Origin of the sequence: Streptomyces sp. NPDC002580, assembly GCF_042889485.1 — a bacterium.
Classification (GTDB): domain Bacteria; phylum Actinomycetota; class Actinomycetes; order Streptomycetales; family Streptomycetaceae; genus Streptomyces.
In genome coordinates this window covers 102849-117241 of record NZ_JBIAQZ010000014.1, presented here as the reverse complement: position 1 = coordinate 117241, position 14393 = coordinate 102849, and the positions used below count along the sequence as shown (strand labels likewise).

The 14393-nt window shown below is 70.1% G+C and carries 13 protein-coding genes; 10 read left to right on the top strand and 3 right to left on the bottom strand.

From position 1 onward, the window contains the following. Positions 1 to 1019 precede the first annotated feature (1019 nt). A complete protein-coding gene (locus ACFYW7_RS34225; RefSeq protein ID WP_389509653.1) occupies positions 1020 to 1394 on the top strand; it encodes a hypothetical protein in 375 nt (124 codons plus the stop codon). A gap of 740 nt (positions 1395 to 2134) precedes the next feature. Here the strand turns inward: ACFYW7_RS34225 and ACFYW7_RS34220 are convergent. Beyond that, the gene (locus tag ACFYW7_RS34220; RefSeq protein WP_389509651.1) at positions 2135 to 2335 is read right to left on the bottom strand and encodes a hypothetical protein; all 201 of its coding nucleotides are present in this window, start codon (positions 2333 to 2335) and stop codon (positions 2135 to 2137) included. A gap of 2063 nt (positions 2336 to 4398) precedes the next feature. On the opposite strand from ACFYW7_RS34220, the gene ACFYW7_RS34215 reads away from it, so the two are divergent. From ACFYW7_RS34215 to ACFYW7_RS34190, 6 genes are all read left to right on the top strand, one after another. Beyond that, positions 4399 to 4611 carry a hypothetical protein gene (locus tag ACFYW7_RS34215; RefSeq protein WP_389509649.1) on the top strand — a complete coding sequence of 71 codons (213 nt, stop codon included), beginning with the start codon at positions 4399 to 4401 and terminating at the stop codon, positions 4609 to 4611. A 450-nt stretch (positions 4612 to 5061) separates the two neighbouring features. After that, the gene (locus ACFYW7_RS34210; protein WP_389509647.1) at positions 5062 to 6861 is read left to right on the top strand and encodes a hypothetical protein; all 1800 of its coding nucleotides are present in this window, start codon (positions 5062 to 5064) and stop codon (positions 6859 to 6861) included. Positions 6862 to 6918: 57 nt separating this feature from the next. Further along, positions 6919 to 7605 carry a hypothetical protein gene (locus ACFYW7_RS34205; protein ID WP_389509645.1) on the top strand — a complete coding sequence of 229 codons (687 nt, stop codon included), beginning with the start codon at positions 6919 to 6921 and terminating at the stop codon, positions 7603 to 7605. 134 nt (positions 7606 to 7739) lie between these two features. Then, positions 7740 to 8039 (top strand): helix-turn-helix domain-containing protein, encoded by a 300-nt coding sequence (locus ACFYW7_RS34200; protein ID WP_389509643.1) that lies wholly within the window; start codon positions 7740 to 7742, stop codon positions 8037 to 8039. Then, on the top strand, positions 8039 to 8944 hold the full coding sequence (locus tag ACFYW7_RS34195) for an IS3 family transposase (RefSeq protein ID WP_389509641.1): 906 nt from the start codon (positions 8039 to 8041) through the stop codon (positions 8942 to 8944). The genes ACFYW7_RS34200 and ACFYW7_RS34195 overlap by 1 nt, the downstream gene beginning before the upstream one ends. 7 nt (positions 8945 to 8951) lie before the next feature. Then, a complete protein-coding gene (locus tag ACFYW7_RS34190; RefSeq protein WP_389509639.1) occupies positions 8952 to 9134 on the top strand; it encodes a hypothetical protein in 183 nt (60 codons plus the stop codon). Between the two features lie 149 nt (positions 9135 to 9283). On the opposite strand, the gene ACFYW7_RS34185 is transcribed toward ACFYW7_RS34190, so the two are convergent. Next, positions 9284 to 9676, bottom strand: a complete 393-nt coding sequence (locus ACFYW7_RS34185) for a helix-turn-helix domain-containing protein (RefSeq protein WP_389509637.1) — start codon at positions 9674 to 9676, stop codon at positions 9284 to 9286. Positions 9677 to 10435: 759 nt separating this feature from the next. Between ACFYW7_RS34185 and ACFYW7_RS34180 the strand changes: the two genes are divergently transcribed. Both ACFYW7_RS34180 and ACFYW7_RS34175 read left to right on the top strand, forming a co-directional pair. Next, positions 10436 to 10792 carry a hypothetical protein gene (locus ACFYW7_RS34180; RefSeq protein ID WP_389509635.1) on the top strand — a complete coding sequence of 119 codons (357 nt, stop codon included), beginning with the start codon at positions 10436 to 10438 and terminating at the stop codon, positions 10790 to 10792. Positions 10793 to 10854: 62 nt separating this feature from the next. Beyond that, entirely contained in the window at positions 10855 to 10992 is a 138-nt protein-coding gene (locus tag ACFYW7_RS34175) for a hypothetical protein (RefSeq protein WP_389509633.1), read from the top strand. Between the two features lie 28 nt (positions 10993 to 11020). On the opposite strand, the gene ACFYW7_RS34170 is transcribed toward ACFYW7_RS34175, so the two are convergent. After that, positions 11021 to 11377, bottom strand: coding sequence for a hypothetical protein (locus ACFYW7_RS34170; RefSeq protein ID WP_389509629.1), 357 nt, complete (start codon positions 11375 to 11377; stop codon positions 11021 to 11023). A gap of 321 nt (positions 11378 to 11698) precedes the next feature. Between ACFYW7_RS34170 and ACFYW7_RS34165 the strand changes: the two genes are divergently transcribed. Continuing rightward, positions 11699 to 14386: an FAD/NAD(P)-binding protein gene (locus tag ACFYW7_RS34165; RefSeq protein ID WP_389509627.1), complete on the top strand. Its 2688-nt coding sequence runs from the start codon at positions 11699 to 11701 to the stop codon at positions 14384 to 14386. Positions 14387 to 14393: the final 7 nt, after the last annotated feature.

Sequence of the window (14393 nt, the reverse complement as noted above, 5' to 3'; positions counted from 1 at the left end):
CGGCCCGCCCCCGGGGGCTGGTCAGTTGGAGCCCCTCCGTGGGGAAGGTGTGGGGCCCGCGGGGTTGCCCCCCCCCCCCCCCGCCGCCACCGGCCGCGGCTCCAGGGGCGCGGGGCGGCCGTGCCCGGGGTTGCCGCGGGGCACGGCCGGTCCGCGTCCCTTCGTCCACGAGATCCAAGGCGAAGCGAATCCGCGGCTTCCGCGCCTGGGCGTGCCGATGACCCGGCGTGCGATCGCCGCCTTCCAGACCGCCGCTGCACCGGCCTGCTTCCTGTACGTATCCGACCTCGCCGCACGCTTTTCGCAGGAAGACCGCGGCGGCAGCCGACAGCTTCCGAGGAACCGGCAGCGGTCAATGCCGCCCGAACGGGGCCGGGTACGGGCAGCGGGTCCCCAGGGCCTTCTTCCAGCCGACAGGCCTCTGCGGCGAACCGTCCGGCTCGGTCACGTCCCGTAATCCCTCAAGGCGGCCCGGGGATGCGAGAAAGATATCGAAAGCCCCTCCAGAAAGATCGAGGCATTTCGATCGAGCAAATATGAGGTTTTCTCGGAATGCATCCTGGCAGGTGCGATGGAAGCAGACGATCCGCCTCTCTGGAAGGCCGGGCACTTTGCATCAGGAATTAAAGGATTGGGTCCCGGACAGGCCCCTGCCGGCCTGTCCGGAGCCTTGTTCATTCGACTCGCACGAGCCGTCCTCCGGTCGAGTGTTTTCGCTGATCCATTTCCGGATGGAATGGAAGCTGCGGGCCGCTTGCCCACGCCCTCCGACCTGCTGTTTAGATCCTCGAGATCACGTCGACCCATTGGACACGAGGCCAGTTGCCTACATTACCGTTCCAAAAGTTGCGGGTACTGTCGTTTTCCGGGCTGAGATTGCCCTGAAATTAAAGGAGGATCAATCAGTGAAGCGCATGGCTGGAACTTTGGCTGCCGCAGTTCTGACGGCCGGGGCCGTCATTCTGCCGCTTGCGGGTTCGGCGGCGGCCACTCCGGCTCCCGGCCCCAAGGCACCGCCCGTGGTCGCGAACTCCCCCCTGGAGCCTCGCAACCACGACGGTGACCGGGGCCGTGGTGACGACCGGGGCCACGACCGGGACCGCGGTGACGACTGGGGCCGGGGCCACGATCGGGACCGCGGCTGGGACTACGACCGGGACCGCGGTGACAACTGGGGCCGGGGCCACGACCGGGACCGCGGCTGGGACTACGACCGGGGCCACGGTGACGACTGGGGCCGGGGCCACGACCGGGACCGCGGCTGGGACTACGACCGGGGCCGCGGTGACGACTGGGGCCGGGGCCACGACCGGGACCGTCACTGCAACTGGAAGCACCACCACGGCGGGAAGCACCACCACGGCGGGAAGCACCACCACAGCCACCGGGTCTGAGTACCCAGCCGGCTCCGGTGACCCCGGATCGTCAACCATGGCACTGCCCGCCGTCGCGCGAAGTCCTGCGGCGGGCAGTGCCCTGACGTCGGCACCACGCGGTTCCCGGGTCGCCCTGCGGACCGCGTGGCGTCACACCCGGCGCGGCGCCCGACCGTGAGAACCGGTCTTCCGCAGCGGCCGGTTCCCGATGGGCCCTTCGAGTCGCCGTCGTCACTCAGGCTCGCCGGCGGGTAGGCCTTCCGCGGCAACACCCCTCCGCTTCCAACGCGTCCGGACCGGAGCGGGCCCGTGGTCGATCCGTGCGGCTCCCCGCCCTGTCCGGCATCCCTCCAGGGCACCCGCGCGCCATCGCGGAACGCGGGACCGAACCGCGCGGCAGTCGGGACCCGAGCCGCCGATCCCGGTGGGACCCGTAATCCGCCGCGGACAGGGACCACGCCGGCAGAGCCCCGGAAGACCGCCCGGCGACGGGACCGCCCTCCACCGAAGACCCGCCCGGCCCGCCCGCCCGCCCGCGAGATCGCCACCCGCGCAGCGGGGCGAGCGGCACGGACGGCACACCGTGCGATCGAACATCCGAACGGTCGAGCATACGGCCGCAACGAAATTCGTCATCTGATATGAATAACGAGGTCGCCGCCCTCACCCCGCCCCGCGCTCGTAAACCCGTCGAACCGTACAGTCAACCGTCCCGACTGACGAATCGTTTCTTGTGAGAATAAAGAAGTGCGTTCCGGTCATCTCCTGAAGATTGTCAGGACCGCTCCGCTCACCTCAATATGGCGCTCCTCTAGTTCTTCTCCGCAGCACAAGGCCGTGAGGCACGATCTGAATAGCCTCATCTCGTCTCCGCTGAGAACCGCCAAAGCCATGTTCATTACATCATCCAAGGCCGCGGCCGTCAGGCATTCCGGTAGCTCCCCGGAGAGCAGGATCACCGGCTCCCCTGTAGTACCGCGCACGACAGCCGTGGTGGATGATCCTTGGACGACGAACACTTGGACCCCTCCAACGATGCTTCATCAGGAAACCCGCCCAGCCCGGGTAGAGCAAGAGGATAGCGACAAAAGCCCCAATCTTTCGCAGTTATTGGTCCACCTCGGAATCCTGGGCAAGATCCGAGAAAGCAGCACGGCGCATGGGACGCTCTTATGCGCCGGAGATCCTCGACAGCCCTGAAACAACAGCGATCGACAGCACCCGGCGGACGCAGCGTTTCACCAAAGCCGGTCCGTAATTGCTGGTCACCAATGACATGATCTTGACACAGCCGTTCACGGCGCCGGGGCCGTCGGCCGCGGCACCGCCCGTCGGGGTCCGCACCGCTTCGGCACGTCGGTGATCGCGCCGCGCCACGAGGATGCCGACGAGGGGCGGCGGGGGGCGGCAGTCGGACCACCCCTCGAGGGAGCGGGCCTTCTCCGTGCGGGCGGATCCGCCCGGCCGTGCACCGACCCACGTCGCCGGTGAACCGCGCCACGCGTCGCACTGTCTGCCATGAACACACCAAACACCCGCCCCGGCCGACGCTTACGCGTGACGCACCCGAAAAGCCATGACGGGACAATCCTCTTCTGGATTCACTGAAATATTCCACTTATAACCAAATATGCAAATTCCTGCGCACCGATTTGGCGCTATCACTCAACTCCTGCTCCTGTGTGGCAAGTTCAGAACGGATCGGCCCGAGGAGTCATCCCCCTGGCTCGACGCGGCCCGGGTGCCCTGCGCCGATTCCCCGTCGCGGCCCCAAGCCGGAGCCGCCGCCGCTCTCCGCGGACGAGCGAACGGTGCTGGAGCGCCGGGCGACACCGAACCACGCCCCGGCTCTGCGCGCACGGATCGTGCCGGCGCGCGCGGGGCCCGAGGTGCCGCTGGCCGTCCCGGTCGCCAGGGACCTGGAGGTGGCCGCGGACACGGTTCGCACATGGCGACGACGCCTCGCCGCCGGGCGGCCGAACAGGCTGGCCGGCGGGCCTCCGCCGGACCGGCGGCCCACCCTCGGCGTCGATCAGGTGGAAGCGGTGACGACCGTACCCGATGCGGCCGGCGACAGCCTTTCCGATCCGGAGGCGGCCCTCAGGCGTATCGCCGAACCGAAGACCGAGCCGTCCGTCCACCGACGAGTCGCGGAGCCGCCGGGCCAGTACCGCGGCGGACCACGGACGCCCGCCAAGGAGCGGCGTCGCAGGGGTCCTCCCGCTCGAGCGAAGCCGGGAGCGGGGGGAACGTGCTCCCGGCGTGACGGCCGAAAGTCCTCGTACCGGCACGCACGCGGGCTTTCGGCCGGTGCGGCGAGAGGGCGTGACGCGGCCGGGCCGCACCTCGCCCCGTCGGCCGGCACCACCGCACCGCCAACGAGACCGGACCGGATGGGTGACGGGCCGGGCGTCCGGGGCTTCGGGATCGGCCCGTCCGGCCACCGGCGGACCCGTGCCGGCGGGTCCGCCCGTCTTCCCGCCCTGCCGTACACCGGCGACAACGGCGCCCGGCAGGCCCACTGCGCATCCGCCGGGTTCCCCGGGCACCGCACCGCGGGATCCGCCCGTCGCGAGGTCCGCACACGCCGGACGCCCTCGGTGTCTTGACCTGGGGAATGTCTGCGCCTGTCGGCACAACTGCCGGACATCAGGGGCGAACTGGCGTGCGTTTTGGGCATGAAGGTTGCTCCTGGGGGGTTTGCGAACCATCTTCCCGTCCGCTACTGTCCGGGGTCTCCGGACAAGTTGTCCGGAGGCTCCGGACAGCGGCTGTTGTCCGAGGCCCCGCATTCCCAAGGGCCTTGTCACAGCAGCGCGTTGAACGTCAGAGCCAGGTTCGCTCCTTGGCCTGGCTCTGACGGGAACCGCTCGCCTACGGGCTTGGCCGCAGGCGAGGACTTCTGCCGGGCGGCACGGCCGACGGGTCGGACCTCATGGACCCCGACGCATTCCGTGCTCTCGCGCTCGGTCCGGATCCGCTGGAAATCGACATATTTTCCACACACTGAAAGGTCTTCATCATGAACAACGAGATGCTCGAAGCCGAGTCCGCTGAGCTGCTGCCCGGCCGTGAGGCGCTGGGGAAGTTCTCGTTCAACTTCGCCAAGACGACCAACATCTCGCACAAGGCCGCCGCCGTCGGCGCGCACAACGAGTCGCTGGCCGCGAACTCGTTCTCGCCGTTCGCGGTCGCTCAGTCGCAGGCCACGCAGGCGATCAACCTCCACCAGTAATCCCGACGCTGCCAATGATCGGTATCTGTCATTAGAACTGGTGCCATCATGCCGGGCCGGCTCAGCCGGCCCGGCTCCTGCGGGCTGGAACATCAGCCGGACGGACGGCTCGTGCAACAGGAGGGGATTCCCTCGTGGGCATCGAGCGGTTCCGAAGAGAGCCAGCACAGGTGACCTCGCCCGGCGAGAGCCGGGGGTGACGGGGCGTCGTGTTCCGGGTCCGTCCAGCCGCAGGTCGCGCAGCACATCGGCCATCCGTCAGTAGCTCTCGTGCACCCATGTGATCGCGCTGGATGCGGGGTTTCCCGCACCGGAGGAGGAACGTTGGCAGTGTCCGGAAATCAGCAGCCAGACGCTGCCCCTCTGCCGGACACGCAGCCCGTCGGCGGCAACGGTCCGAACGGTGTCAGAAACGACACCACGGTTCCTCTCCAGTCGAGCTGGAGCACGGTGCGTCTGCCGGCGATGGACACCCAGGTGCTTCCGGCCTTTCCCGTTCCACGGCTGAGTCACGGCCTGGAACGCATGGGGGAGTACAAGGGATCAGGATCCACCGAGCCGAAGTACCTCGTCCGCCGGGGTGACGGCCAGGTGATCCAGCTGTCCCGGCTGCTGTACCTGGTGGTGAGCGCCGTCGACGGAGTGCGCGATGCCGAAGGCATCTCCCACTTCGTCAGCGGCCGCCACGACGCCGAGGTCACCGCGGACAACGTGGTCTACCTCCTGGAGAAGAAACTCATCCCCCTCGGTGTCGTGGCGGCCGACGAAGCGGAGTCGGAGCAAAAGCCGGAACCCCGCTCCGACCTCCTGCTGGTCCTCAAGGGCCACAAGGTCGTCTTCCGCGAGAAACAGGTGGCGCGGATCGCCGCAGCACTGGCGTGGCTCCACCGACCGCTCATCGTGGTCCTGTCACTGATGTGCGCGGCGGTCATGGATGTCTGGCTGTTCGGCTTCCACGGCGCCATGACATCCGTCCTGCGCGTCCTGGAGCAACCGATCTGGATGCTGATCGTCTTCGTGCTGACCGTCGCGTCGCTGGTCTTCCACGAGTTCGGACACGCATCGGCATGCCGTTACAGCGGAGCGACGCCGGGAAAGATCGGCTACGGCATCTTCCTGATCTGGCCCTCCATGTACACCGACGTCACCGACGCCTACAGGGTGGGGCGTGGCGGACGTCTGCGGACGAGCCTGGGCGGCGTCTATTTCAATGTGCTCTTCATGCTGGTCCTGGTCGCCGCTTACGCGGTGACCGGCCAGCCCTACTTCCTCGCGGCCATCTACCTGGCGCACTTCGAGGTTCTCGAACAGCTCATGCCGATCGTGCGTCTTGACGGTTACTACATCCTGGGTGACCTGGCCGGCGTCCCTGATCTGTACGGCAAGGTGAAACCCATCCTGCTGAGCATCCTGCCGGGCCGTCCGGTGCACCCGGGTGTGGCAGACCTCAAGCGCTCCGCCCGGATCGTGGTGTCCGTCTGGGTCGCCGTCATGATTCCCCTGCTGCTGGCGGAGCTCTGCTACGCCCTGTGGAACCTTCCTCGTCTGGTGTCCACCGCCCTGCGTTCGCTGGCCGAGCAGCTCACGGGAACCTTCTCGGCCTTCGGTGACGGGCAGATCGCCGCGGGGCTGGTCGGGGTCATCGGGAGCCTCATGCTGATCTTCCCCATGGCCGGAGGCGCTTACCTGACCGCACGGATCGTCGGCCGTCTCGCCCGTGGCGCGGTGCGCGTCACCGAAGGCAACACCCCGCTCCGCGCGGTGATCGGTGTGGCGGTGCTGGCAGGTGCGTCCCTCCTGGTCAGCGCGTGGTGGCACGGTGCGACCCCCAAGCCGCTGCCTCCGGCGTCGCCGGTCGCCCCGGTCCTCCAGCCCGGTGTGCCGACGGTGAGGCCCGCGCCCAGCACACCGCGTCCGTCTCACGACGTCACGGCGGTCCCGGCGGATGTGCCCGTGCTCCCGCACCCGCAGCGCACCCTTCCCGCCACGCCCTCCCCCTCCCCCGCGTCCAGCAGGGGTTCCGTCTCCCCGGACACGGCGGCCTCGGGCTCCGGCTCCCCCGGCAGTCGCTCGCCGGCGTCGGCGGGCAAGGACACCACCGCGCCGACTCCGTTGCACAGCAGGAATTCTGACGCTTCTTCAGCAGTCCTCTCCCCCGCTTCCCCCACGCCGTCGGAATCCGTCTCGGCCACGGTCGTTCCCGTGTCGCCGACACCTGCCGGAACGGATTCCGCGTCGGAAACACCGTAAGGCAGGGCCAAGAGCCCGTCCTTTCCCGCCCGCTCCCTCGCCCCTCAGGAGGAACCGATGACACACCGCAAGCCGCGCAGCAGCACTGCCGCCAAGACCGCCGTACGACTGGGCATGATCGCAACCGCCGGGATGGCCCTCGCGGCGACGACGACGGTGGCCAGTGCGAGCTCCGGCGGTTCGCACCTCTTCAGCTCCTCCACCGCTGTGGACATGGCGAACACGCATGCCGACCGCATCCACGTCAACCAGTTCGACGAGTCCTTCAAGATCCACCAGTTCGGTCCGCTCGTCGCGGTGACGGCGAACAACCGGGCGATGGCCGAATCCGCGGGCTGCTCCGTCTCCGACCCGTGCCGGTCCGTCGCCTTGTCCTACCAGATCGTCACAGCCTCCGGCCGCAACGCGCGGCTGGTCAACACCACCAACATCAGCCGGTCGTCCAACGACCACTGTTCCGGATGCGAGACGTTCTCCGGTGCGTACCAGTTCGTCCTCGCCACCCCCCAGGAGTTGACGCTCAGCCGTTCCGCGCGCAGTCAACTCGCACGCGTCCACCGGGAAGTGGCCGCGCTGAGGACATCGAGCCTGCCAATCGCCGGCGTCAAGAAGCGTGCCGACGAGCTGGCGAACGAGGTCAAGACCATTCTCGACCAGGAAGCCGCTTCCGCCCCTCACCGCGACTCCGCGGACCTGCCCGGCAGCTTCCGGCCCACCGTCACCATGCTCCGTCACGTCCGCTGACAGAACGGGGCTGTCACCGGATCCGGTCCGTCGCCGGATCCGGTCCGGCAGCCTCACGACGCCCCCAGCACTTCACCGGCTCGGACCACCGGGCCGGGCCTGCGAGCATCCCCGGGCCTGAAACCAGAAGGAACATGCCCAAACAGCATCCCTCTTCGCTGCACGACCGAGCCTTGGACCTGCTGGCCGAGGGGCGGTCCGTCAAGGACGTCGCAGCCGAACTGCATCTCAGCAGACCCACCGTGTACCGCTGGCGCCATGCCTACGCGCATTTGACGGCGCATCAGTTCACCGGCAGGCAGATGTCCTCGGAGCTGAGTGCCGCTCTGGCGCGCATCGCGAAGCTGGAGAGCGAACTGCGCACCCACCGGCGTCTGACGGAGCTGCTGAACGATGTGGTGCCCCCAAAAGGCGGTTCGAGGCCATCCAGGTGATGGCGGCGGAGGGGCATACGGTCCGGTCGACGGCCACGCTCCTGCGCGTCTCCGAATCCGGGTACTACGCCTGGCGCCGGCGTGCTCCCTCCGTCCGGCCGCAGCACCACGTCTGGCTGACCGAGCTCATTCTCTCCGTCCACCGGTCCTCCGGGGGCGCGTACGGCTCCCGTCGCATTCATCACGAGCTGCGGCAGTTCTACGGCGTCGGTGTCAGCCGCGGGACGGTCGAACGGCTCATGCGGCAAGCCGGTGTCAGGGGGCGGACCGGCCGCTCCCGGTGGGCGGCCCCGCAGGCGTCCGGCAACCGGACACCGCAGCGCCGGCGGGCCGCGGACGCCGGGGAGCACCCCCCTCCGGCGGGTGCTCCGTACTGTGCTGTCGCCGGTATCGACCGGCGCCGGCCCATGGGCCCGGGCGTGGAACAGGCGGCGGCCCACGAGCTCGTGCTCAGGGCGCTGGACACCGCTCTCGCCCGGGAGGCCGCGCAGTCTTCGCGTGCAGGGAGCCGGCACGTCCGATGGGCCGTGTACGCGGTCACCGAGAACGTGCAGGCTCTCGCGCCGTCACCGCAGTCCGCCCTCGCCGCGGACCAGTACGCGCAGGCCTCGGCGGACCGCTTCCGCAGGAGGGCCGAGCCCCGTCTTCCCCCGCGGCAGCACGGGAACGACCCCGGGGACCTGCCGGAAGAACCGAAGCGTCTTCCCGGGACGTTCGCCTCACACGCGTGCCGGTTCGACGAACCGTGCGCCTGCGGCGTGAACGACCGCAAGGGAACCGCTTTTCGCCCGAAGGCACCTCTGCCGGAAACCCCCGAGGTGAGCCGGCTCGCCCATCATGAAAGGGAACATGCAGAACACAGGAACGACTCCCTGCCTGCCCATCGCACCGGCCCTCAGAGGTGACCTGAAAATGGACGAGGACCTCCCTGCCACTCGCGCCCATGAAGTCCTGCTCCACTGCGCCATGGACGCGGCCTGCGTCCCCCCGTCGCTGCGCAACGCGGGGGTGACGACCCGGATCGCCGAGCTCGACTACCAGACGGTCGCCACGGTGATCGCATGGCTCAGGGCGGCGAGTTCACGGGCTTTCTGACCGCGGGGCTCCACAACGGCCAAGACCCCGCGGATTTCGCACGCCGCCCCTGGGCCGGGGAGGGCGGGTGACAACAGATGCTCCGCACGCGGCACCTCGTCGGTGCCGGCTTCGGCGCGGCAGGCATCGGGCGTCCCCGTCCGGAGCCGCTAGCGGCTGGGATGGGTCTCCTCCTCGGCCGCAGCGGTACGCAGAAGGGATTCCACCAGCGCGGAAACGTGTTTGCGGTCGACAGGGCTGAGCTTCTGCACGCTGGCGATCAGGATGGCGACTTCAGGGTCTCCGGCCGCGAGCGTGTCCTCGCGGTAGAGATTGACTCCGCATGCTTCGGCAGCGGCCCGGTGCACCGGCGCCACGGGGATGCCGAGCCCCTTGGCCAGTCCCTCGAGCGTGCTCTGCTGCGGCATCTGGGCCAGCCGCTCCGATGTCGCCAGATGGTGAACGGTGGAACGTGAAATACCACCGGCGCGCGCCACGTCGCTGTAGGACCAACCGCGCTGTTCAAGTTGGTGCTTGATCAGTATCTGCAGTGGGTTCGGCACGGATGGTGTCTTCCTGCTTGTCTGTCGCTTCCCGCCTCGTTGCCAGTGAGTTTAAACGAATCGGATCAGTGATCGTCTTCTCTCACCGCCTTTATGCTTTCCGCAGTTCTGCAAACGGCTCGTCCCGGGCGTCCTCCCGGGGCGGTGAACCGTCACCAGCGCAGCAGCATCGCTCCCGTGGTCATGCCGCCGCCGAAGCCCGCGAGAAGGACGAGGCCGCGCGGGGTGAGACGGCCACGACGACCGGGCAGAGCCGGCCGGCGGGCACACCGATACCGACACCGCCCGAGACGATCACGGACACGGACGCCGGCGTCTTCCCGCACAGCGTGCGGGAGAACCCGCTCGCCGGGCGGTGACCCCGCCGGGCGACACGGCGCACGCGATACCACCGCCGGCCAGGCGCGAACCCGCGCCAGACGCTGCAGGACACGCGGGTGCCGAACCGGGCACTGCCCCAGCCCCGCACCGCCCCGGCCGGGGACAGTTCCTCAAAAGGCGCTGCGCCGGTACGGGGTACCGCGCCGGCCCCGGATGCGGAAGATCCACTCGATCGCCACGACGACGGGCCGCCGCAATCCGCCGCTGCCGCCCGGGCTGCCGCGTGTGATGGGCGGCCCGCTGCCGATGACCTCCTGCCGACGGTCCCAACTACGCGGTCTGAGCAACCGTTCGAACGACTGTCGGTCTCTTGGCACCCGATCCCGCAAGGATCGGGTGCCAAGAGACCGACAGTCGTAGCTCGAGCCGACTCTGCCCATGCGTCTGCGGATGCCGTACTCGTCGCCGACCTGGGCGAACGCGGCCGAGGTATATGGCGAGATACGCCGCTGCCCGGCGCAGAATCTCCCGCTCCAGCTGCCCTTCCTTCTCCGCCTCGGCCAGACGCTCGTTCTCCGCACGAAGCCGGACCAACTCGTCCTGCGCACCGTCCGGTTCGGGGCGCTTCCGGTCGCAGAGCCATCGGCATTGCGCACCCAGGAGCGGAGCGTCTCGGGGTCGACGTTCAGATCGGCCACGACGCCCTTGAACGTCCGCCTGCCCGCCGGGACCCGCCACAACGCGATCGCGTCGGACCGGAACTGCGCACTGCACTTCGAAGGCCGTGCCCCGTAGATCTACACCTTCCAGGACCAAGAAGATCCCTTGTCAGGCGTCCACACCACGGGGGTCGCCGCATGCACGACCGCACCCCCTACCGAGAACTCGACGCCGACCACTTCACCCGCCGCGATCCCGAACGCGCCATGCGCCGCATGACCAAGGAAGCCAACAGCCTCGGACCGACCATCCGCTTCGAACCGATCACCGCCTGAACCACCCGACCAAGGGGGCATTTTCGTGTCAGTCCCCCTCTGGCCGTAAAGCTCCACCAGGAGGGAACCAGGTTCTGGAGCAGACCTCTCGAGGCCACAGCCACGGCCCGACCCTCACCAACCACTGGACTGGCGGGTGCCGTCCCGTTTGATCGTCCCGCAGGCGGACGACGGTCAGCCAGGCCATCGAGACGTCGCCGGTACGGGCCAGGAGAGCGGCCGCCGCCATGACGATGAAGCCCAGCGCCGCCGCGGTCAGGGCTCCGGCGAACTTGGTGGTCGTCGTCGCGCTCAGCCGGCCGATGAAAGGCGCCAAGAACAGGACGAACAGGGGGCGCACGCACGGCAGTCGGCTCGCGGGGACCGTGAAAGCCGAGAACACCACGGTCGGTGCGGTGCGCGGCGAAGAGCCTCCTCTCCCCCTCGTGCGGATATGAAGTCGCGGACGACCGGGGTCCGCCTGCCTCACGACCGTTCCTCGACCCGTGGTCGAGCGAGGTGCTCAAGGATGCCGCGAGGGGAGGGTGAGAGGCCTCCGCCCGACGTGAGGAGTGCGTATGTGCAAGGTCGTTTCGCGTGACGGCACCACGGCCCCCTGCGAGAAGACAGGGGGCTGCCCCACGACCGTCCCGGGCTGCTGCACGGCAGGCGGGGGCTTCACCGGCGTGCGCACGAAGGACGCCCCGAGTGCGGGAAGTCGGCTCTGATGCGCCGCGTCGCAGTCGTCGGGGCCGGCGCGGCGGGGTCGCTCACGGCGGTCCAGCTGATGCGGCAGGCCGACAGGCTCGGCCGGACGGTCGGGATATGGCTGATCGACCCGGCCGGGCGAACCGGGCCGGGTGTCGCCTACGGCACGTCCGATCCGCGCCACCTCCTCAACGTGCCCGCCGGCCGCATGAGTGCCTTCCCCGACGACCCCGGGCACTTCCTGCGCTGGCTGACGGACCGGAACCCGCACACCGCGCCCGGTGACTTCGTTTCCCGCCAGGTGTACGGGCAGTACCTGAGCGACATCGTCGAGCGCACCGCCGAGGCGTGCGGACATGCCCGCCTGCACCGGGTGCGGGACGAAGTCGTCGCCGTACGCAAGCAGGGATCCGGGCCGGTTCTGCGGCTCGCCGGCGGCGGTGAGCTACGGGTGGACGCGGCCGTACTGGCGCTGGGCAGCCTCGCCCCGGCGCAGGACTGGGCCGGCGCCGAACTCAGGGGATCCGGGCACTTCGTCGCCGACCCCTGGGCGCCGGGCGCTCTCGAGGGCCCCGCCGAAAAGGGGGACGTCCTGCTCGTCGGCACCGGTCTGACCATGGTCGACCTGGCCGCCGCGCTGGCCCGCCCGGACCGCGTGGTGCACGCGGTGTCCCGCCACGGGCTCCTTCCCCAGGAGCATCTGCCCTCCCCGGCCCCGGCGGCCGAGGCGCCGTTGGACCTGGACGGTTCGCGCGGTCTCGACGCGCTGCGCCGGAGCGTGCGACGGCACCTGTCCGCCACCCGACGCGCCTGCGGGGACTGGCGCCCCGCTCTGGACGGGCTGCGCCCGGTGACGGCGGCGCTGTGGCAGCAACTGCCCGCGGCCGACCGGGCCCGCTTCCTCGACGAGGACCTGCGGACCTGGGAGGTGCACCGCCACCGCATGGCACCCGCGACCGCGGCCACGCTCCGCACACTGCTGGCGTCGGGCCTGCTGCGAACCGGCGCCGGGCAGGTGGTCGGTGCCGTGCCGGTCGACGGCGCGATGGAGGTCACCCTCAGCGACGGCACACGACTGCGGGTCGGTGCGGTGGTCAACTGCACCGGCGCCCGGACGGGCCCGCGCGGCACGATGGATCCCCTGGTGCGCTGCGTGCTGGAACGCGGATACGGCCGCACCGGCCCCGCCGGTCTGGGGCTGGACACCGCCGGCGACGGGCGACTGGTGCCCGCGGCCGGTGCCCCGGTCCTGCGGCTGTGGACGATCGGGGCCGCGCGGCGCGGGAACCTGCTGGAGACCACCGCCGTTCCGGAGATCCGCGCGCAGGCCGCCGAGGTCGCCGCCAGCCTGCTGGACGTGCTCACCGACCGCCGTACCCCCGCACCGGCCGACCGCTACGGGCAGCGTCTGAGCACGTCGCCCGAGGCGGCACAGCTGTACGACCGGGCCCTGGGGCGCATCCTGGCGGGCAGCCTCGGCGCCGAGGAACTGCTGAACCAAGCCGTCGCCGTCGACCCGGACTTCGCCGTCGGCCACGCGGCTCTGGCACTGCTCGGCCACGAGCCCGGGGGCGCCGGACCGACGCCCCCCGCGCTCACAGCCGCCCGACGGGCCGCGGCCGTGCGGGCGAACGACCGCGAACGCAGCCTGGTCGCCGCGGTGGACGCCTGCCTGACCGGTACCGAGGAGAGGGGCAAAGCGGCCCTGCTGGGCCACATCGCCGGCCATCCCCGGGACGCGCTGGCGGTGAGTGCGGCCGTACCGACCGTCTCCTTCAACGGTGTGACCTGCGGAGAGGAGGCGTGGGCGCTGGTCGAGGGGTTGTCGGGAACCTACGGGAACGACTGGTGGTATCTGGGGCAGCTGGCCTTCGTCCGCCAGGAACAGGAACGCTGGGAGGAGGCCGAGACCCTGGCCTCCCGGGCGCTCGCCGCACAGCCCCGTGCGGGGCACGCCGTCCACGCCCGGGCCCACGTGTACTACGAGACCGGCGAGCACCGTGCCGGCCTGGCCTGGCTGGACGAGTGGCTACGCCGGCACGGGGACGGGGCAAGTCAGCGTCCCCATATCTCCTGGCACGCCGCCCTGCACGAGCTGTCGCTCGACAACCGGCCCGCGCTGCTGCGCCGCTACCGCCAAGAACTCCTCCCCTGCAAGGTGAGCGGGGGCCGGCTGCTGGTCGACTCCGCCTCACTGCTGTGGCGGGCGCGCATGACGGACAGCTGGAACGGCGACCTGCCCGTCACCGAACTGCTGCGCGCCGCTCCACCGCACTGGCTGGACGCACCGGCGACCGGCTTCGCAGCCCTGCACAGCGCGCTGGCCCTCGCCGCGGCCGGGGACCTCGACGCCCTCGGGCAGTTGCGGGCCCATGCGCTGGCCCACCACCAGGCGGTGTTCGCGCTGGTGGTCGCTCCGCTGTGCGACGCGCTGTCGGCCGTCGTCCGGGAGGACTGGCCGCAGGCGGTACGGCGGCTTGGTCCGCTGCTCGCCCTGGTGGCGCGCACGGGTGCCAGCAAGGCCCAGCAGGAGGTGGTGGAGGAGACCCTGCTGCACGCCCTGATCGCGGGAGGCGAGTACGACCGGGCGGCGCGGCTGCTCGCGGCCCGGCTGGACCGCCGCGCGTCGCCGCTCGACCGGCGGCGGCTGGACGCGGTCCACGGGCGGCGTGCCGGGTGGCGTGCTCCCGCGGTCATGTCAACTTGACCCGGTC

Excerpts from the sequence above, each read along its gene's own strand:
- ACFYW7_RS34215 (WP_389509649.1), top strand. The coding sequence starts at position 4,399 with ATGAACAACGAGATGCTCGAAGCCGAGTCCGCTGAGCTGCTGCCCGGC.
- ACFYW7_RS34205 (WP_389509645.1), top strand. The coding sequence starts at position 6,919 with ATGACACACCGCAAGCCGCGCAGCAGCACTGCCGCCAAGACCGCCGTA.
- ACFYW7_RS34200 (WP_389509643.1), top strand. The coding sequence starts at position 7,740 with ATGCCCAAACAGCATCCCTCTTCGCTGCACGACCGAGCCTTGGACCTG.
- ACFYW7_RS34195 (WP_389509641.1), top strand. The coding sequence starts at position 8,039 with ATGGCGGCGGAGGGGCATACGGTCCGGTCGACGGCCACGCTCCTGCGC.
- ACFYW7_RS34190 (WP_389509639.1), top strand. The coding sequence starts at position 8,952 with ATGGACGAGGACCTCCCTGCCACTCGCGCCCATGAAGTCCTGCTCCAC.
- ACFYW7_RS34180 (WP_389509635.1), top strand. The coding sequence starts at position 10,436 with ATGCGTCTGCGGATGCCGTACTCGTCGCCGACCTGGGCGAACGCGGCC.
- ACFYW7_RS34175 (WP_389509633.1), top strand. The coding sequence starts at position 10,855 with ATGCACGACCGCACCCCCTACCGAGAACTCGACGCCGACCACTTCACC.
- ACFYW7_RS34165 (WP_389509627.1), top strand. The coding sequence starts at position 11,699 with ATGCGCCGCGTCGCAGTCGTCGGGGCCGGCGCGGCGGGGTCGCTCACG.